Raw genomic sequence first — 18,461 nt, 5'->3', positions numbered from 1 at the left:
TAGAACTGTGGACGGTAACCGTTAAGGAATGGAGTATGACGACCACCTTCTTCTTTAGAAAGTACGTATACTTCTGCGTCGAATTTAGTGTGCGGCTTGATTGTACCTGGTTTAGCAAGTACTTGACCACGTTGTACGTCTTCACGCTTAGTACCACGAAGAAGAACACCACAGTTCTCGCCCGCACGACCTTCGTCAAGAAGTTTACGGAACATTTCAACGCCAGTTACAGTTGTTGTTTGTGTATCACGGATACCAACGATTTCAACTGACTCACCAACTTTAACAATACCAGTCTCAACACGGCCAGTTACTACTGTACCACGACCTGAGATTGAGAATACGTCTTCGATTGGCATCAAGAATGCCTGGTCGATTGCACGTTCTGGTTCTGGGATGTAAGAGTCAAGCGCTTCAACAAGAGCTTCAACTGCAGCTTCACCATATTGACCAGCGTCGCCGTTAAGCGCAAGAAGAGCTGAACCACGGATAACTGGAGTGTCATCACCTGGGAAGTCGTAAGTAGAAAGAAGTTCACGAACTTCCATTTCAACTAGCTCAAGAAGCTCTTCGTCGTCTACAAGGTCGCATTTGTTCAAGAATACAACGATGTAAGGTACACCTACCTGACGAGAAAGAAGGATGTGTTCACGAGTTTGTGGCATTGGACCATCAGTCGCAGCACATACAAGGATCGCGCCGTCCATCTGAGCAGCACCAGTAATCATGTTTTTAACATAATCGGCGTGGCCCGGGCAGTCTACGTGAGCGTAGTGACGAGTTGGAGAATCGTATTCTACGTGAGAAGTGTTAATGGTAATACCACGTGCTTTTTCTTCTGGTGCAGAGTCAATTGCAGCGTAGTCTTTCGCTTCACCACCGAATTTCTTCGCACATACAGTTGCAATCGCAGCTGTTAAAGTTGTTTTACCATGGTCAACGTGACCAATTGTGCCCACGTTAACGTGTGGCTTATTACGTTCGAACTTAGCCTTAGCCATGAGATCTTCCTTTTTGAACTGCTCATGCAGGATCACTGCATGAGCGCTTGGTTTTTAACTATGAATTAGTTTGGGCTTATAGTAATCGAAAGATTACTCGTCGTCACCTTTTTTACCGCCAGACTGGAACTTAGCGATGATGCCTTCAGCCACATTACGTGGAGTTTCAGCATATTTAGCAAATTCCATAGAGTAAGTCGCACGACCTTGAGACATAGAACGCATATGAGTTGCATAACCGAACATCTCAGCAAGTGGAACTTCAGCTTTAATTGCTTTAGTACCACCAGGTAGATCGTCCATACCCTGAACCATACCACGACGACGGTTTAAGTCACCCATGATATCGCCCATGTAGTCTTCTGGAGTTTCTACTTCAACTTTCATGATAGGTTCAAGAAGAACAGGATCTGCTTTCATGAAACCGTCACGGAAGGCATAAGAACCAGCCATCTTGAACGATAATTCGTCAGAGTCGACATCATGGTAAGAACCATCGAACAATGTCGCTTTGATGCCAACTACTGGATAACCAGCAAGGACACCATTCTTCATACGTTCTTGGATACCTTTGTCAACTGCACCGAAGAATTCTTTAGGTACTACACCACCTACAACTTCTTCAGCGAATTCGTATTCTTTACCAGCTTCAGGATCAAGCGGTTCTAAACGTACGTATACGTGACCGAATTTACCTTTACCACCAGTTTGACGTACGAACTTACCTTCTTGCTCAACAGTCTTTTTGATTGTTTCGCGGTAAGCAACCATTGGTTTACCAATGTTCGCTTCAACGTTGAATTCACGTTTCATACGGTCAACGATGATGTCAAGGTGAAGCTCACCCATACCAGCAATAATGGTTTGACCAGATTCTTCGTCAGTACGAACGCGGAATGATGGATCTTCCTTAGCCAAACGACCTAAAGCGATAGACATTTTTTCTTGGTCAGCTTTAGTTTTTGGTTCAACAGCCAATGCAATTACTGGCTCTGGGAATTCCATACGTTCTAGAGTGATGATGTTTTTCTCATCACATAGTGTATCACCAGTAGTTACGTCTTTAAGACCTACACACGCAGCGATGTCACCAGCACGGATTTCTTCAACGTCTTGACGATCGTTCGCGTGCATTTGCACGATACGGCCGATACGTTCACGTTTAGATTTAACCGGGTTATAAACAGAATCACCTTGTTTAAGAACACCAGAGTAAACACGTACGAAAGTTAAGTTACCTACGAATTTGTCGTTCATGATTTTGAACGCAAGCGCAGAGAACGGAGCTTCGTCAGATGCTTCACGAATCGCTTTAGTTTCAGCTTTGTCGTCAAGAACACCTTCAATCGCTTTAACTTCTGTAGGTGATGGCAAGAATTCAATTACTGCGTCCAACATACGTTGAACACCTTTGTTTTTGAACGCTGTACCACAAAGCATTGGTTGAATTTCACAAGCCAATGTTTGAACACGTAGACCAGCAACGATTTGTTCTTTAGTCAAATCGCCATTGTTCAAGTATTCGTCCATTAACTCTTCAGAAGCTTCAGCAGCAGCTTCAACCATGTTTGTACGCCATTCTTCAGCAGTTTCTTGAAGATCAGCAGGGATTTCGCCGTACTCGAACTTCATACCTTGTGAAGCTTCGTCCCAAATGATCGCTTTCATTTCGATCAAGTCGATAACGCCTTGGAAGTTTTCTTCAGCGCCAACAGGGATTACTACAGGTACAGGGTGCGCACCAAGACGTGTTTTCATTTGTTCAACAACACGGAAGAAGTTTGCACCAGTACGGTCCATCTTGTTCACGAATGCTAAACGAGGCACTTGGTATTTGTTAGCTTGACGCCATACAGTTTCAGACTGAGGTTGTACACCACCTACAGCACAGTAAACCATACATGCACCATCAAGAACACGCATAGAACGCTCAACTTCGATTGTGAAGTCAACGTGTCCCGGGGTATCAATTACGTTGATACGGTGTTCTGGGAACTGCTTAGACATACCTGACCAGAATGTAGTGGTAGCAGCAGAAGTAATGGTGATACCACGTTCTTGCTCTTGCTCCATCCAGTCCATTGTTGCTGCGCCATCATGTACTTCACCAATTTTGTGAGATACACCTGTGTAGAACAAGATACGTTCAGTAGTTGTGGTCTTACCCGCATCGATGTGCGCAGAAATACCAATATTACGATAACGAGAAATTGGGGTTTGACGAGCCATGATCTCTTGCATTCCTAAATTTTGTTGTTTAAAACAGGACGCTTTAAGTTGCTAGCAACTTAAAGCGCTTTGATGACAATTGGGTAAAACCCATATCATCACCGTCCTGATAAGGGCCTGTTTTATTTGCTTAGAAACGGTAGTGAGAGAAGGCTTTGTTGGCTTCAGCCATACGGTGCACATCTTCACGTTTTTTAACCGCTGCGCCTTTACCTTCAGATGCATCAAGCAACTCACCAGCAAGACGTAAAGCCATAGTTTTTTCAGAACGCTTAGCAGCAGCATCTACTAACCAACGCATAGCCAAGGCAGTACGACGGGATGGGCGCACTTCCATAGGTACTTGGTATGTAGCACCACCAACACGGCGTGCTTTTACTTCGACCATAGGGCGAACTTTTTCAAGAGTAGTCTCGAAAAATTCAACCGGATCTACTTTAGATTTTTCTTGAACGCGGTCTAAAGCACCGTAAACGATACTTTCAGCAATAGATTTTTTACCATCTTGCATTACGTGGTTCATGAATTTAGCGATTGTTTGGCTACTGAATTTCGGATCCGGAAGGATTTCACGAGCAGCGACTACGCGACGTCTTGGCATTTTAAACTACCTATAAATATGACACTTCAGGTTTATCCAGCATTAGCACAAAGTGTCATGTGCATTCGCTGGCCTTACTACACGTCGCTTGAATTTCACAAAATTAAATGCAGAAATCAGACAAGCGAGACGATAAAGGATTGCAGTTCTAGCGAACTAAGAAGTTAATCTCGAAAGATCAATTATTTCTTAGGACGTTTAGTACCGTATTTAGAACGAGACTGGTTACGATCTTTAACACCAGCACAGTCTAAAGAACCACGAACGGTATGGTAACGTACACCTGGTAAGTCTTTAACACGACCACCACGGATAAGAACAACACTGTGCTCTTGCAGGTTATGGCCTTCACCACCGATGTAGCTAGAAACTTCAAAACCTGAAGTTAAGCGAACACGGCAAACTTTACGCATTGCTGAGTTAGGTTTTTTAGGTGTAGTTGTGTAAACACGTGTACAAACACCACGGCGCTGTGGACAAGCCTTCAACGCAGGAACTTTAGATTTTTCAATCAAAGTCGTACGACCCTTACGGATCAACTGATTTGTTGTTGCCATTTGGCAATTCTCCCGTTAATAAAAAGCCCCAAAAACTACTACTTTTTGAGGGCATGCAATTGTAAGTCAAGATGCAAAATTGGTCAACATGATAGAAGCAGGCAAATCCACATCCGCTCTTGCTTACAATTGCTTATTACTTTCATATCCTTACTATTTTTCTTACAGATTAATCTGCATCTTTTGTAACATCTTCCGTTGATTTTTTAGCAGAAGATTTTGTCGCTTTTTTTGGCTTTTGCTGTGCAGTTTCCGTATCTGCTTCGCTCTGATCATTTTTAGTATCAGCGGCAGCGACTTCAGCCTCGTCTGTGACATCGCCCTCAGCTTCTGCTTGCGCAAGCGTATCTTCGATATCTTCAGGTGCCGGCTCACTCAGTGCTGGTTGCTGTACATGCTTATCCGCAACCGGTTCTACCAACTTATCAGCTAATGAATCCAAGCCTTCACTGACCTCTTCATCTTTTGCTTCATCTGTGACTTGAGAATCTGTCTTTTTCAGCACTTTTACCTGAGTAATATGATCATTCCCTTCAATCGGAATCTCTTTATCTAAAATTAACTCATCTCCGGTATGACCATTTTTCTTGATATTTTCCAGTAGTTTTGGTGCAGCCTGTTGCAGCAATGCTTTAGATTTTTCATAGGCCTCTAAAACAGAAACAGAGCTGTCACGATGCTGTAGCAGATATTGACGTGCATTCGAGAACACATCCTGCGCTTTCTGATTAACATCCTCGACAAAACGGCGACTGTATACTGCGCCTACCCCAGCACCCGCTAACGGTACCAATTTAGATAGTTGTTCAATCAGGGAAACTTTCGGTATATGGTTTATCCATTCCCATTTCGATTGACCATCTTCCTGATGCAGAAATTTACGTAGCAGCTCAGTATCATTACTTGAACCCAACATGGCTTGTAACTGGGAAATGTCATGGGTTTTTAAAGTAGCACCTAGCGCTCTTAAGCCCAACAATACAGTTTGCTTTTCTGCAATCAGACTCAGATCAATCTGACGGAAGATATGCTGCACGATATCCTGATCTTCTTCTTTACTTAAGTCAAAGCCATAAGAACGGCCGACCTGATAAATAGTACGCAGCGCCAGCACCAAAGATGCAGGAATATCCACTGCTGTACCAATTACCCCAGTTGCCCCTGAGAATGCACCTTGAACTGCAGCAATCCATTTATTCTGTTCACCGAACGCTTGAGAAATGCGCTTAGAACGATCGACATCCTGGGTGAGTTCTTCCAGATCACGCACTCCCGCTTCATCGAGAACGGCATCTACTGAACTGATGTCATTGGTAAACTGATTCAGATGATCAAAGAAATAATCTGACACTTTTTCGCTAAACTTGGGCGAAATGAAATGCGTAACATTATTCACTGTATTGAAATGACGGCCAAACAACTGGCGCGATACACTCGGTAGATGTTCACGTAACATCTCCTGTGGATTGTCGTATTTTTTTGATTCAAATGGACTCTTGGCTTGAGCTGCGCCATTGACCACCTTATCTACATTCAGCGCTTGTGTGACCTTCGAAACTGAATCAGGTGCAACATGGTTGAATAGATCCAAACCTGTTGTACTGAACTTTTTCGCCACTCCAAACGCACTGGAGATGAAGCCATTTGATTGTTTATTATTGGTATTTGTCATTCCTTACCTCAGCGTGCACGTGCTTGTATTTTGTATAAATACTAGGTGCTAGCAGCGTTTATCTCAACCTTATTCTGTTTCATTTAGTAATCCCTCTGTGTAGGAATCTCTATTCGAATGTACAGCGTACTGGGCATAACATTTGCCATAAGATTTCAAAAATCTTTCTGTTATGATGTTCCTCATTGTGAACAATGGGTCAGCACCATATTTAACGCTTGATGAAAACGCTAAATATCTCCCCTGACCATAAAGATGAACTATAAGGATCTGTAGATGAAACGTGTTGTCATCACTGGTATGGGTATTAACTCATGCATCGGAAATACATTGGAAGATGTAACTCACTCTTTACAAAACGGGATTTCAGGCACACGTTTAAATCCAGTCTATGCTGAACTAAACTTTAAAAGTCATGTCAGCGCGGCTGCTGAGCAGGATTTTGACAATATCGACCGTCGTCTCAAACGCTTTATGGGTGTTTGTGCCATGTATGCCTACAATTCGGCAATTGCAGCGGTTGAGCATGCTGGTCTGAAACCGGAAGATTTGGCGGGCAACCCACGCTATGGTATTGCAGGCGGCTCAGGCGGTAACTCAACAGCATCTGTAATAGAAATGGCGAAATTACTCGAAGAAAAAGGTGCACGTAAAATTGGCCCGTTCTTCGTACCACGTAATATGTCAAATACCATTACAGCCAACGTTGGTGTAGCGCTTAAACTTCAAGGTATTGCTCACTCAATTACCAGCGCATGCGCAACTTCTGCTGATGCGATTGGTTATGCCTATAACCTGATTCAATTGGGTAAACAGGACTTGATGCTTGCCGGTGGCGGTGAAGAAGATCACTGGTCTCAAAGCTTGCTGTTTGATGCGATGGGTGCACTGTGTTCGAAATACAATGACACACCTGAAACTGCATCCCGTCCATATTCAGCAGACCGTGACGGTTTCGTGATTGCTGGCGGTGGCGGCTTCGTGGTGCTTGAATCCCTTGAACACGCTCAAGCACGTGGTGCCAATATTCTTGCGGAAGTCGTAGCTTATGCAGCGAACTCTGATGGTGCCGATATGGTTGCGCCAAGTGGTGAAGGTGCAACGCGTTGTGTATTGATGGCTTTAGAAGAAGCAAAACAGCATGGTGTAGACAAGATTGACTATGTAAATACGCATGGTACCTCTACTCCAGCAGGCGATATTACAGAACTTAAGGCAATGGAACGTGCGTTTGGTGAAGGCCAGGTTCCTTCACTCAGCTCGACCAAGTCTATGACAGGTCACAGCCTGGGTGCTGCTGGCGTTCAAGAAGCAATTTATTCAGTTCTGATGATGCAAAATGACTTTATTGCGCCAAACATCAACGTGACTGAACTGGATGAAGGTGCGAAACCGTTTGATATCGTGCTTGAAAAACGTGACGCAAAATTGAATACTGTGATGAGTAACAGTTTCGGTTTCGGCGGCGTAAATGCCTGTCTCATCTTCAAAAAATGGGAAGGCTAAGCTGCCCAATTTAGGGTGACTTGATGGATGCTCCTTCTGATGCTTTCCTTTGGGTAAAAGCATTACATATTATTGCAGTGGTTTGCTGGTTCGCGGCTTTGTTCTACTTACCACGTTTATATGTTTATCATGCCATGAGCGAAGATGCCGTAAGTCATCAACGCTTTGAAGTCATGGAGCGTAAGCTGTACCGTGGCATCATGTGGCCAGCCATGCTGGCCACCCTGATTACAGCACACTTTCTGGTGGATTGGGGTGATGCAACACGTCATTATCATGAAGCCTTATGGTTCTACCTTAAAGTCGGCCTGGTCGGCTTATTGGTGATTTACCATCTGGTCTGTGGTTATTACCGCAAGAAGCTGATTGATAATGCCCATTACAAGTCGCACAAGTTTTGGCGTTATTTTAATGAGATGCCAACCCTGCTCTTATTTGCAGTGGTGATTCTGGTGGTGGTTAAACCTACCTTCTAGTTTAGCTACTCAATAAAAAATCCCCGATCATTCGGGGATTTTTTTATGTCTTAGATTCTAAAATTTACATCTCTACCTGAAGCTTACGAACTCTCGGCAGATACAACACACGATAGGTCACCGCCAGAATCAACAGCCATAACGGACTGATCATCAAGGCTTTCAAGGTATCTGGTTCCAGACTCAAAATCACCAACGCAAAGAACAGGAATGCCAGCACGATATAAGACATCCACACCCCGCCCGGCATTTTAAAGGTCGAAGCAGTATGTTTTTCCGGTTGCTGCTTACGGTAACGGATATAGCACACCATGATGATGCTCCAGATACTGATAAACAGGATCACACAGAGTGAGCTCGCCAGGGTAAAGGCTTCCATCGTATTCGGTACAAAATACTGGAATGCTGCACCCAGCAGAATAAAAGTACAGGAGAACATCAGACCTTTCGCCGGAACTGCTCGGCTCGACAGGTGCGCCAAGGCTTGCGGTGCCTGACCACCCCGCGCCAGACCAAACAGCATCCGACTGGTGGAGAATACGCCACTGTTCATCGAAGACATCACGGAAGACAAGACCACAAAGTTCATGATAATGGCGGACGTTGGAATCCCCGCATATAAGAACAGGCTGATGAACGGACTCTGATCCGCGGGAATCTGGCTCCATGGCGTGACTGCCATAATCACCAGCAATGACAATACGTAGAACAGAATGATACGGGTTGGAATCGCATTGACGGCTTTAGGTAAATTCTTTTCCGGATCTTTGGTTTCAGCTGCCATGGTACCTAGCAGCTCCACCCCCACAAAAGCAAACATCGCGATCTGGAAACCTGCCAGGAAACCAGTCGCACCTTTCGGAAACAGCCCATCTGACCAGACATGACTAAAGCTGGCCGTCGCACCACTTGGTGCTTGAAAACCGCTAAAGACCATATAGCCACCAACAAAAATCAGGCCAATAATTGCCAGAATCTTGATCAGGGCAAACCAGAATTCAATCTCACCAAAGAGTTTTACTGTCACCAGGTTAATACCCAAAATCAAGAGCACACAGGCAGCGCTGATCAGCGCCTGTCCCATCGGGGTAAAGACTGTACCCTCGGGTAACCAGAAATTCAGGTAGTTAATAATCGCAGCCAGATCAGCAATACCAACCAGAACCCAGCCCAACCAGTACGACCAGCCAATGTAATAGCCTGCACCCGGACCAATCAGATCATGCGCCATATCGATAAAAGACTTGTACTGCAAATTCGACAGCAGCATTTCACCAAGAGCACGCATTAAAAAGAAAAACATTCCGCCAATGATCATATAGATCAGCAGGATCGAAGGGCCAGCCAAGGCGATGGTCTTCCCCGAACCCATAAACAGGCCGGTACCGATACAGCCGCCAATGGCAATCAGTTGTAAATGCCGATTAGATAACTTGCGTTGTAGCTCATGTTGCGACGGCGCTGCGTCATCTCTAGAGGGTGTAGTATTCATCTTCAGTTCCTTTTTCGCATCAGGCTCTTGCCCACCTGATCAGATTTCCTCCTGAAATCCTGATTCAGATGTAGTTTCATTTAAAAAGTTAAATGATTGGGTCTGATGTTCTTACAAAATTAAGTTGGGAGATCTTAAATATCAGAAGCTCTTAAGGCTGTGCTGCAATCACTGCAATTTCAATCAGCCAGTCTGGATTGACCAGATCCGCCTGAATAGTGGCACGTGCCGGAGTGTCATGACCTTGCAGCCATTCCACCCAGAGTTGGTTTACGTTGTTAAAGTCAGCTAAATGCTTGATAAATAATTGCGCCGAAAGCAACCGGCTTTTATCAGTATTTGCCAGCGCAAGCAGTTCATCAATCTTGGCAAAGACCTCCAAGGTCTGTCCGTGTATATCCAGATCGGTACGTGTTGGCACCTGCCCTGATAAATACACGGTCTTGTTGTGAATAGTGGCAGCACTCATCACCTGATTGCTGCGGATACGTTGAATATCGCTATGTTCCATCATAAATTTTCCTCTCCATTTTTTCCGTTAATGGGTCAATATTGAATTTCCGGTTTCAACCTGTACTGGCACACGAGCGGTAATGCCGCACATCAACTCATAGCCCACTGTTCCTGATCCTGCTGCAACTTCATCAATTGGCAGCACTGTGCCGTGGGTCGACCGCCCCCAGAGCACTACTTCACTACCAATGTTCGTTTGAGGAAGTTCAGTCAGATCAACTGTCAGCATATCCATACTGACCCGGCCAATCGTCTGGGTTCTGACGCCATCTACCAGCACGGGCGTACCGGTCTGGCTGATACGCTGATAACCATCCGCGTAACCACAAGCCACAACACCAATTCGCATCGCCTGCTCCGCAATAAAGTTAGAGCCATAACCCACACTTTGCCCAGCCTGAATATCTTGAATAGCAATGATTTCACTGCGTAAGCTCATACTTGGTTGGAGATTCCAGTCTTGAATACTATGGCTTGGATAATCTGGTGAACTGCCATAGAGCATGATGCCGCTACGTACAATATCGGAATGCAAGCTTTGATGATGGCGTAGAATGGCCGCACTATTACTGAGTGAGGTTTTAGCCTCAAGCCCCTGAATGGTCTGGCTAAAAATCAGGTTTTGATGTTCAATGCCATCCAATCCAAAACGCTCGCCATCCGCATCGGAGAAATGGGTCATATGCGTCATTGAGCGTACATTTTCGAACTGGCTTAACTGTTGCCAAACATCTGCATATTCATGCGACTGAAAACCTAGACGGTTCATGCCGCTGTTCATTTTCAAGAACACATCAAGCTGTGCATCTGGGGCTATTTCGGCAAACTGTTTTAGCCATTGCAGTTGATACCGAGAATGAATGGCAAAGCTCATGTCATGCTTCGCACATGCAAATAAATCCGCTAGCGCAAAAATACCTTCGAGCAACAGCAGCGGTTTTTTGCATCCCAGTGCACGTAGCCGCTTGCCTTCTTCAATATCCAGAAAAGCAAAACCGTCTGCGTCCTGAAATGCAGGATAAACTCGTTCAACCCCATGCCCATAGGCGTTGGCCTTGACCACGGCGAATACCTGACTATGCGGCATACTTTGGCGTGCAACATTTAAATTATGCTGAAGTGCCTGCTGATGAATGATCGCAGTAATGGGACGTGGCATAAATTCCTCCTTGAATATTCCGCCTCAGATGACCTTAAGCCGCATGGTGATAGCGTGCCAAGGACAGGCCTTCCGTGCTTATTTCAGGATCACGGGCCAAGACCAGATCGCTGATTAATTTTCCTGAACCACAAGCCATGGTCCAACCCAACGTGCCATGTCCGGTATTCAGGAACAGGTTTTTAAAACGGGTTTTTCCAATAATTGGCGTACTGTCTGGCGTCATTGGACGTAAACCCGTCCAGAAGCTGGCTTCAGCCAAATTACCACCCGGGAATAATTCCTGGGTAACCATTTCCAAAGTGGCACGTCGATTATCTTTTAAGTTGTGGTTAAAGCCACTTAGCTCAGCCATACCACCGACGCGGATGCGCTGGTCAAAGCGAGTGATGGCAATCTTATAGGTCTCATCCAGCACCGTAGATTGCGGCGCAAAATCGGCATCAACGATTGGAATCGTGAGTGAATAGCCTTTTACTGGATAAACTGGTAAATCCAGATGCAACGGTTTCAAGAAATCACGTGAATAACTACCAAATGCCAGCACGTATTTGTCCGCAGTGAATACCTGACCATTGACGACAACACCTTTAATTTCATTGCCCTCAGTTAGCAGATGTTCCACATTCTGGTTAAACTTGAACTGTACTCCCAATTCTTTAGCAACATTGGCTAAGGCGTTGGTAAATAGATAGCAATCACCGGTTTCATCATTGGGTAAATGTAAGCCACCGACCAGTTTATCTTGAGCATGTGCCAAGGCAGGTTCAACTTTTGCCAAATCAGCTCCCAGTAATAATTCATGTGGCACACCACATTCTTGCAATACAGCGATATCACGTTGCACCATATTCAACTGGGCTTCATTACGAAATACCTGTAAAGTACCTTTGGAACGATGCTCATAGCTGATCCCGGTTTCTTTACGCAATTCACGTAAACAGTCACGGCTATATTCAGCCACACGGGTCATACGTTCTTTATTAATGGCATAGCTGGCTGGATTACAGTTTTTCAGCATTTGCGCCATCCAGTTCAACTGCCACATGCTGCCATCTAAATTAATCGCCAAGGGTGCGTGATGCTGAAACATCCATTTCACTGCTTTGAATGGAATGCCAGGTGCTGCCCACGGTGTCGAGTAACCTGGAGAGATTTGGCCTGCATTACCAAAACTGGTTTCTTCAGCAGGACCAGTCTGACGGTCAAGTACAGTAACTTCTGCACCCTGCTGTGCCAGATAATAGGCACTTGCCACACCAATTACACCACTACCTAAGACCAAAACACGCATTGCCTTACCCTCAAAATCCTTTTAGTTGATTTAACTAGTATATTTTTGGATCAATAGTGAATTTCACTGTTTTAAAGTAATATATTCAGTGAATCCACTAGATTTCTCGCGTGATTTTAAAAAATTAAGGGAATAATGAATGCGCAAATTAGACCGTATTGATCGTATGATTCTGGATATTCTGCAACGTGATGGACGTATTGCGATTAGTGAACTGGCAGCTCGGGTGAACCTATCCACCACCCCTTGCTCTGAGCGTGTGAAGCGACTGGAACGCGATGGCATTATCATGGGCTATTACGCCCGACTCAATCCAGAAAAGCTGGAACGCAATTTACTGGTCTTTCTTGAAATCAAACTTTCAGCCAAATCCGGTGATGTATTTGAGCAGGTCGCACGAGACCTGAGTGAAATTCCTGAAGTACTGGAATGCCATTTGATTTCTGGAGATTTTGATTATCTGGTCAAAGCGCGCCTGAAAGAGATGAGTGCTTATCGCCGCCTGCTGGGCGATCTATTAAAGAAACTACCTTCTTCCGCCTCTTCACACAGTTATGTGGTGATGGAGGAAGTAAAAGAGACGCTATATCTGGATGTCGGTATTTAATACTCTAGTTATCGACAATAATGACAAAGCTCCCAAAAGGAGCTTTGTCATTAATCTGAAAACTCTGAAAGTTCAAAAATATTAATCAGGAATACGTAGTACCTGACCCGGGAAAATATCATCAGCATCTTTTAATAATGGACGATTGGCTTCAAAAATCTTGTTGTATTGATTGGCATCACCATAAAATTCATTAGAAATTTTTGACAAACTGTCGCCTGATTTTACCGTGTAGAATTTACTTTCCGGTTCAGGGCTGCTCACCGTAAGCTGGTCATCCACTTTGGCCACATGATCAATATTTCCTACCGCGAGAATAATTTTTTCACGATCGGCCTGATTTTGTACCTGCCCACGCACAGTTGCCAGATCAGAAGTAGAGTTATAGCTAATCGACAAACCTTTAATTGGCAACCCTAAACTTTTAACATGACCCAATAACTTGTTGGCAATTTCTTGTGCCGATGGCTCTGCCGGAGCTGCTTTAGGCGCAGCCGCAGGTGCTTGTTGTGCAGCAGGTGTCTGTTGCGGTTCTGCCGCTGCGGTATTTTTCTTACCAATACCTTTTACAAAATCAAAAATACCCATGGAAGACTCCCTTATTGTTGTCTGATTTTTATCTCCCTATTGTTTATAGCGGAATTTACCTAAACAGAAGTTAATCATTGGTAAGCTTCCTGTTAATGAATGTAAGTTACCATTAAGAAAAACACAGGCACAAAAAAACCACCTTGCGGTGGTCTTTAGGCTTAGCAGAGCTAAGAATCAACGATTAACCAAGTTTTTTAGAAACGTAGTCGATCGCAGATTGAACAGTTGTGATTTCGTTAGAATCTTCATCAGGAATTGTGATGTCGAAGTCATTTTCGAAAGACATTACCAGTTCAACTAGGTCTAGAGAGTCAGCACCCAAGTCATCCATGAAAGATGCTTCGTTTTTAATCTCTTCGACTTTGATACCAAGTTGTTCTGCAACCGCTTGTTTAACGCGTTGTTCGATATCGCTCACAGGAATTCTCCTCATTGCTTGTGGCGTTTTTAATGCCGTTAGTTTAATTGAATCTATAAAATTTGGAAAGTTAATACATGTGCCGTTTAGCTCATGTATAAACCACCATTAACGTGAATGACTGTACCTGTAATGTAACTGGCTTTGTCCGATGCCAGGAAACTTACGGCATTCGCGATATCTTGTGGATCACCTAAACGGTTTAAAGCCACTTGATCACTCATTTTTTTGCGAATTTCTTCACTTAACTGTTCAGTCATTTCAGTTGCGATAAAGCCAGGTGCAACAGCATTGACTGTAATCTGACGACTACCCATTTCTTTAGCCAGACTGCGACCAAACGCCTCAATACCTGCTTTGGCAGCTGAATAGTTCGCCTGACCTGGGTTAGCAAAATGCGCCACCACAGAACTGATATTAATGATACGGCCGAAACGTGCCTTAGTCATACCTTTCAGCACACGTTTAGATAAACGATAAACGGCTTTCAGATGGATGTTTAAAATATCATCCCAGTCGTCTTCCGACATGCGTAATAACAGGTTGTCTTTGGTAATACCAGCATTGTTCACTAACGCAAGAACTGGACCATAGTTCTGTTCAATTTCAGTCACCAGTGCATCAATGGCTGCACCATCACGCACATCAAGGACCTTACCTGCACCATTTTCAGAAAACTGTGCAGATAGTTTCTCAGCGCCAGCTTCAGAAGTGGCAGTTCCTACCACAAAGTAGCCATCCTGAATGAGTTGTTGTGCAATTGCAGCACCAATGCCGCGGCTTGCACCTGTCACCAAGGCAACTTTACGTTCCTGTGTCATGCAATTTTCCCTTCTGCCACCAATACGGTGTTTAATGCATCTTCCAGACGGGATTGAGTATCCAGTGGAAGTGCTTTTTCGATATTTGGTAAACGTTTTGCCATATTGGCAAGTACATTCCCCGGACCGCATTCCACGATATATGCAATACCTTCGTCTTGAAGGAACTGCAGGGTTTTGGTCCACTGTACAGATTCATACAATTGCGCAGTCAGTGCCTGACGTAATGCATTCACATCTGTTACAATTTCTGCGCCCACATTTTGTATTACAGGAATACGTGGTAGCTCAATGGCAGTTTGTTCCAAAGCCGTAGCAAACTGTTCAGCCGCAGGTTTCATCAGTGAACAGTGGGATGGAACAGATACAGGCAATGCGATCGCTTTAGCACCATTTTCTTTTGCCAGTTCAATTACCGCATCAACACGATCTTTGTTCCCTGCAACAACAACTTGACCTTTGGCATTGTAGTTAGCTGCTTCAACCGAACCTTCACCGGCTGCTGTTGCCTGTGCACAAAGTTCAACAACCTGAGCATCTTCCAGTCCTAGAATTGCCGCCATTGCACCGACACCTTGTGGGACTGCATCTTGCATCAGCTTACCGCGCAGGTTGACCAGTTTCACTGCATCACCCAGGCTTAACGCACCCGCCGCAACCAGCGCACTGTATTCACCTAAAGAATGGCCAGCCAGATACTTTGGTGCAACACCACCCAGTTCCAGCCATACACGCCATAATGCAATCGATGCAGTCAGAAGAACCGGTTGAGTGAATTCAGTCTGATTCAGACCTTCACCACTTTGTGCAATCTGCCACAGATCGAAGCCTACTGCTTCAGATGCCTCGGCAAATGTGTCACCTACACTACTAAACTGCTCAGCCAGTTCAGCGAGCATGCCCGCCTTCTGCGATCCCTGACCCGGGAATACAAATGCAGTTTTGGTTGCCTGAGCTGCTTGCTCGAGTTGTTTAGCAGACATAATAAAATCCTTTCAATTAAGAGGCGCTAATCTTCACAGAATTGATGAAAATTAACAGCTAAATACCACCTAACTCATTGTGGAGCGCAATTTAGCACGTAATTTTGGCTGGGGTAATTGCCAAATACAACAAAAAGCCCGACTTTATTAAAGCGCCTAAAAGTGACAGACAAAAAAAAGGGAGCTTAACGCTCCCATTTTTTCTATCAAGCTTGACGCTTAATACATCATTAATTATTCAGCAGATGCTTTAGCGAATAATTGACGACCACGGTAGATACCATCTTTAGATACGTGGTGACGACGATGAGTTTCACCAGTAGCTTGGTCTACAGTTAATGCATTCTCAGTTAAAGCGTCATGTGAACGGCGCATGTCACGGCGAGAGCGACTTTTACGGTTTTGCTGAACGGCCATGATGGCTCCTTACAAATATCGAAAAAATGGATCAGAACAAATTCGATTGTCTTATACGTATAAGTATAACACAAAAATTAGTTAAGTTTACCCTTCAAAGCTGCCAAAACTTCAAACGGATTGTCCCGTTTTTCTTCAACAACTTCTTCTTGAGCGGGTTGGTGCTTATGCTCACAAACATCATGCTTAGGAGACAACGGCATCAACAATAACAATTCATCTTCTATGAGTGCCAGTAAATCAGCGGTGGCAGGTGCATCATATGAACCTTTCGTCGTTGCTTCACTTTCACCTAAGACGATGAAATCAGCATCCTCATCCAAGCGCTCTATCAGTGATTCGTCATCCACAAGGGCAAGATGAAAATCTGAAACGAGTTCAATCTCAACGGTTTCCAGACAACGCTGGCATTCCATTGGAACTTTCGTTTCAACATGGCCATCTAGCCACACAATGCGATGATAAGCATCCATTGATAGCTTACAGTCTATGTTAATCAATTGATCATCAATTGATCCAACAGCTTCACGAGCAATACGAACAAAGCGGGATAAAGGCAGTTGACCTGACCATTTAAAGCCCTGTTCAGCCCATTTAAACGGCTCAATCTGTGCCGGAAAGGTATTTGCTGACATAATTAAGGCGGCAATTCTACAAATTCATCAGAACTCTGTCAAAGATTAAGATACAATTTTGTACTTATTTTTAGACAGACCAATTGGGTAATTTCAGTCATGCATCTGTTGCAGCCGCAAACAGAAGTGAATGTTTCATCACTCGTTAGCACACTTTCAACTCTGGATTCTGACAGCTCACTACAGCAAGTGCAACGCTTACCGTGGGCGAATGTATCGCCAGAAGCAGAACAGGTTGATTGGCTCATCTTACACTTTAATCACTGGTTTTCCCACCTAAATGTCACATTAGTCCGTGGTGATTTTGAACCAGAATATTTCCCGGCTACTGAAGATACCCCTGCCCGCATTCAATTTGCGCATGGTTTCTTCAATAGTGCCCTGCATGAGATCAGCCATTGGACTATTGCCGGTGATAAGCGTCGTCTATTGCCAGATCTGGGCTACTGGTATGCGCCAGATGGCCGCACCCAGGAACAGCAAGCTTTATTTGAACAGGTAGAAGTCAAGCCCCAGGCGATTGAATGGATGTTTGCCAAAGCCTTTGGGCGTAAATTTTGCGTGTCTTTAGACAACCTGACCGGTGAAGGCGGCAATGGCAGCAGCTTTAAAGATAATGTCTATGCACAGGTACAGCGTTATTTTAGTGGTGAAGCCAAACTACCGCGTGATGCAAAACGTTTTATTGATTGTATCTGTGCCTGCACACGGAATGGCAAAAGTTTACAATCCGACGAATTTATTCGTGAAATGCTTGATTAAATTATACAAATTTATCGTTATTGAGATTGCATGTCCGTCGTAGGCAATCTCATAATAAAGTCAGCACAGAATCGGAGACAGAGTTTATGTTGCATTTACGCGTACACCCAGATAATCCCCAACCACGTTTGATCAGTCAGGCCGTGGAACGTATCCGTGCCGGCGATGTAATTGTTTATCCGACTGATGCCGCTTATGCAATTGGTTGCCAGATCGGAAATAAAAATGCCATGGAGCGCATTGCCCAAATTCGTGGTCTAGGCCCTAAGCACCAATATGCCATTCTCTGCTGTGACTTGTCGGACATTGCGACCTATGCCAAAGTGGACAATGCCGTATATCGTTTGCTGAAAAATAATACGCCTGCTGTCACTACTTTTATTCTGCCAGCCACCAGTGAAGTACCTAAACGTTTAATGCATCCGAAGAAAAAAACCATCGGTTTACGTATCCCAAGTAATCCCGTGTGTCAGATGCTGCTTCAAGAACTGGGTGAACCCCTGTTGACCTCAACCCTGATCCTGCCAGATCAGACTGATCCAATGGATGATCCATACGAGATTGAAATGCAGCTCGGCAAACGCATCGATGTATTTATTGATAGTGGCCTAGGTACATTAAGCACAACTTCTATCGTGGATTTATCGGGTGATCAGCCTGAAGTGATTCGCCGTGGTGTCGGTGATGTAAGTGCTTTTGAATAATTAAAACGTTTTAATTCAGTTTC

20 protein-coding genes are annotated in these 18,461 nt (G+C 44.4%); 5 read left to right on the top strand and 15 right to left on the bottom strand.

Annotation, left to right across the window (positions count from 1 at the left end; genetic code table 11):
* The 5 genes from tuf to ACTJIX_RS12120 all read right to left on the bottom strand — a co-directional run.
* Positions 1-1,001: elongation factor Tu (gene tuf / locus ACTJIX_RS12140; protein WP_440611478.1), on the bottom strand; the 1,001-nt coding region annotated here is incomplete at its 3' end.
* Between the two features lie 93 nt (positions 1,002-1,094).
* Positions 1,095-3,230, bottom strand: coding sequence for an elongation factor G (gene fusA, locus ACTJIX_RS12135; RefSeq protein ID WP_004811169.1), 2,136 nt, complete (start codon positions 3,228-3,230; stop codon positions 1,095-1,097).
* A gap of 130 nt (positions 3,231-3,360) precedes the next feature.
* Positions 3,361-3,831: a 30S ribosomal protein S7 gene (gene rpsG, locus ACTJIX_RS12130; RefSeq protein ID WP_004279240.1), complete on the bottom strand. Its 471-nt coding sequence runs from the start codon at positions 3,829-3,831 to the stop codon at positions 3,361-3,363.
* Positions 3,832-4,013: 182 nt separating this feature from the next.
* On the bottom strand, positions 4,014-4,388 hold the full coding sequence (gene rpsL / locus ACTJIX_RS12125) for a 30S ribosomal protein S12 (RefSeq protein WP_004648013.1): 375 nt from the start codon (positions 4,386-4,388) through the stop codon (positions 4,014-4,016).
* A gap of 169 nt (positions 4,389-4,557) precedes the next feature.
* Positions 4,558-6,060: an EcsC family protein gene (locus tag ACTJIX_RS12120; protein ID WP_004893310.1), complete on the bottom strand. Its 1,503-nt coding sequence runs from the start codon at positions 6,058-6,060 to the stop codon at positions 4,558-4,560.
* 276 nt (positions 6,061-6,336) lie between these two features.
* Between ACTJIX_RS12120 and ACTJIX_RS12115 the strand changes: the two genes are divergently transcribed.
* Both ACTJIX_RS12115 and ACTJIX_RS12110 read left to right on the top strand, forming a co-directional pair.
* Entirely contained in the window at positions 6,337-7,566 is a 1,230-nt protein-coding gene (locus tag ACTJIX_RS12115) for a beta-ketoacyl synthase N-terminal-like domain-containing protein (RefSeq protein WP_004811172.1), read from the top strand.
* A 23-nt stretch (positions 7,567-7,589) separates the two neighbouring features.
* On the top strand, positions 7,590-8,042 hold the full coding sequence (locus tag ACTJIX_RS12110; protein ID WP_004893309.1) for a CopD family protein: 453 nt from the start codon (positions 7,590-7,592) through the stop codon (positions 8,040-8,042).
* 64 nt (positions 8,043-8,106) lie between these two features.
* Here ACTJIX_RS12110 and ACTJIX_RS12105 read toward each other — a convergent pair whose 3' ends face one another.
* The 4 genes from ACTJIX_RS12105 to ACTJIX_RS12090 form a co-directional block, all read right to left on the bottom strand.
* Complete coding sequence (locus ACTJIX_RS12105) at positions 8,107-9,534, bottom strand: amino acid permease (RefSeq protein WP_004893307.1); 1,428 nt, start codon at positions 9,532-9,534, stop codon at positions 8,107-8,109.
* Positions 9,535-9,685: 151 nt separating this feature from the next.
* A complete protein-coding gene (locus tag ACTJIX_RS12100) occupies positions 9,686-10,045 on the bottom strand; it encodes a RidA family protein (RefSeq protein ID WP_076754866.1) in 360 nt (119 codons plus the stop codon).
* A gap of 27 nt (positions 10,046-10,072) precedes the next feature.
* Positions 10,073-11,206 carry an alanine racemase gene (gene alr / locus ACTJIX_RS12095; protein ID WP_440611477.1) on the bottom strand — a complete coding sequence of 378 codons (1,134 nt, stop codon included), beginning with the start codon at positions 11,204-11,206 and terminating at the stop codon, positions 10,073-10,075.
* A gap of 34 nt (positions 11,207-11,240) precedes the next feature.
* Positions 11,241-12,500 (bottom strand): D-amino acid dehydrogenase, encoded by a 1,260-nt coding sequence (locus ACTJIX_RS12090; RefSeq protein ID WP_440611476.1) that lies wholly within the window; start codon positions 12,498-12,500, stop codon positions 11,241-11,243.
* A gap of 139 nt (positions 12,501-12,639) precedes the next feature.
* On the opposite strand from ACTJIX_RS12090, the gene ACTJIX_RS12085 reads away from it, so the two are divergent.
* On the top strand, positions 12,640-13,107 hold the full coding sequence (locus ACTJIX_RS12085; protein WP_004811183.1) for an Lrp/AsnC ligand binding domain-containing protein: 468 nt from the start codon (positions 12,640-12,642) through the stop codon (positions 13,105-13,107).
* 81 nt (positions 13,108-13,188) lie between these two features.
* Here ACTJIX_RS12085 and lysM read toward each other — a convergent pair whose 3' ends face one another.
* The 6 genes from lysM to ACTJIX_RS12055 all read right to left on the bottom strand — a co-directional run bounded on the left by lysM (position 13,189) and on the right by ACTJIX_RS12055 (position 16,972).
* The gene (lysM, locus tag ACTJIX_RS12080) at positions 13,189-13,695 is read right to left on the bottom strand and encodes a peptidoglycan-binding protein LysM (RefSeq protein ID WP_440611475.1); all 507 of its coding nucleotides are present in this window, start codon (positions 13,693-13,695) and stop codon (positions 13,189-13,191) included.
* A gap of 184 nt (positions 13,696-13,879) precedes the next feature.
* Positions 13,880-14,116 carry an acyl carrier protein gene (gene acpP, locus ACTJIX_RS12075; RefSeq protein WP_004893297.1) on the bottom strand — a complete coding sequence of 79 codons (237 nt, stop codon included), beginning with the start codon at positions 14,114-14,116 and terminating at the stop codon, positions 13,880-13,882.
* 86 nt (positions 14,117-14,202) lie between these two features.
* Positions 14,203-14,937 carry a 3-oxoacyl-ACP reductase FabG gene (fabG, locus tag ACTJIX_RS12070; protein ID WP_004893296.1) on the bottom strand — a complete coding sequence of 245 codons (735 nt, stop codon included), beginning with the start codon at positions 14,935-14,937 and terminating at the stop codon, positions 14,203-14,205.
* Positions 14,934-15,920 (bottom strand): ACP S-malonyltransferase, encoded by a 987-nt coding sequence (fabD, locus tag ACTJIX_RS12065; protein WP_004893294.1) that lies wholly within the window; start codon positions 15,918-15,920, stop codon positions 14,934-14,936. Before fabD ends, fabG begins: the two co-directional genes overlap by 4 nt.
* A 234-nt stretch (positions 15,921-16,154) precedes the next feature.
* Complete coding sequence (gene rpmF / locus ACTJIX_RS12060) at positions 16,155-16,337, bottom strand: 50S ribosomal protein L32 (RefSeq protein ID WP_004279227.1); 183 nt, start codon at positions 16,335-16,337, stop codon at positions 16,155-16,157.
* Between the two features lie 77 nt (positions 16,338-16,414).
* Positions 16,415-16,972, bottom strand: coding sequence for a YceD family protein (locus tag ACTJIX_RS12055; protein ID WP_004811191.1), 558 nt, complete (start codon positions 16,970-16,972; stop codon positions 16,415-16,417).
* A gap of 99 nt (positions 16,973-17,071) precedes the next feature.
* On the opposite strand from ACTJIX_RS12055, the gene ACTJIX_RS12050 reads away from it, so the two are divergent.
* Positions 17,072-17,734, top strand: coding sequence for an elongation factor P hydroxylase (locus ACTJIX_RS12050; protein WP_004893293.1), 663 nt, complete (start codon positions 17,072-17,074; stop codon positions 17,732-17,734).
* An 86-nt stretch (positions 17,735-17,820) separates the two neighbouring features.
* Positions 17,821-18,438 (top strand): L-threonylcarbamoyladenylate synthase, encoded by a 618-nt coding sequence (locus tag ACTJIX_RS12045; protein WP_004893292.1) that lies wholly within the window; start codon positions 17,821-17,823, stop codon positions 18,436-18,438.
* Positions 18,439-18,461: the final 23 nt, after the last annotated feature.

This window comes from Acinetobacter sp. 22323 (assembly GCF_052044895.1).
Classification (GTDB): Bacteria; Pseudomonadota; Gammaproteobacteria; order Pseudomonadales; family Moraxellaceae; genus Acinetobacter; species Acinetobacter schindleri.
This window is presented reverse-complemented; position numbering and strand designations above follow the sequence as displayed.

Coding starts and splice junctions, on each gene's coding strand:
- lysM (WP_440611475.1), bottom strand. CDS start 13,695: ATGGGTATTTTTGATTTTGTAAAAGGTATTGGTAAGAAAAATACCGCA.
- ACTJIX_RS12045 (WP_004893292.1), top strand. CDS start 17,821: ATGTTGCATTTACGCGTACACCCAGATAATCCCCAACCACGTTTGATC.
- rpsG (WP_004279240.1), bottom strand. CDS start 3,831: ATGCCAAGACGTCGCGTAGTCGCTGCTCGTGAAATCCTTCCGGATCCG.
- ACTJIX_RS12115 (WP_004811172.1), top strand. CDS start 6,337: ATGAAACGTGTTGTCATCACTGGTATGGGTATTAACTCATGCATCGGA.
- ACTJIX_RS12050 (WP_004893293.1), top strand. CDS start 17,072: ATGCATCTGTTGCAGCCGCAAACAGAAGTGAATGTTTCATCACTCGTT.
- rpmF (WP_004279227.1), bottom strand. CDS start 16,337: ATGGCCGTTCAGCAAAACCGTAAAAGTCGCTCTCGCCGTGACATGCGC.
- fabD (WP_004893294.1), bottom strand. CDS start 15,920: ATGTCTGCTAAACAACTCGAGCAAGCAGCTCAGGCAACCAAAACTGCA.
- ACTJIX_RS12120 (WP_004893310.1), bottom strand. CDS start 6,060: ATGACAAATACCAATAATAAACAATCAAATGGCTTCATCTCCAGTGCG.
- ACTJIX_RS12090 (WP_440611476.1), bottom strand. CDS start 12,500: ATGCGTGTTTTGGTCTTAGGTAGTGGTGTAATTGGTGTGGCAAGTGCC.
- alr (WP_440611477.1), bottom strand. CDS start 11,206: ATGCCACGTCCCATTACTGCGATCATTCATCAGCAGGCACTTCAGCAT.
- fabG (WP_004893296.1), bottom strand. CDS start 14,937: ATGACACAGGAACGTAAAGTTGCCTTGGTGACAGGTGCAAGCCGCGGC.
- ACTJIX_RS12085 (WP_004811183.1), top strand. CDS start 12,640: ATGCGCAAATTAGACCGTATTGATCGTATGATTCTGGATATTCTGCAA.
- ACTJIX_RS12105 (WP_004893307.1), bottom strand. CDS start 9,534: ATGAATACTACACCCTCTAGAGATGACGCAGCGCCGTCGCAACATGAG.
- fusA (WP_004811169.1), bottom strand. CDS start 3,230: ATGGCTCGTCAAACCCCAATTTCTCGTTATCGTAATATTGGTATTTCT.
- rpsL (WP_004648013.1), bottom strand. CDS start 4,388: ATGGCAACAACAAATCAGTTGATCCGTAAGGGTCGTACGACTTTGATT.
- ACTJIX_RS12110 (WP_004893309.1), top strand. CDS start 7,590: ATGGATGCTCCTTCTGATGCTTTCCTTTGGGTAAAAGCATTACATATT.
- ACTJIX_RS12055 (WP_004811191.1), bottom strand. CDS start 16,972: ATGTCAGCAAATACCTTTCCGGCACAGATTGAGCCGTTTAAATGGGCT.
- ACTJIX_RS12100 (WP_076754866.1), bottom strand. CDS start 10,045: ATGGAACATAGCGATATTCAACGTATCCGCAGCAATCAGGTGATGAGT.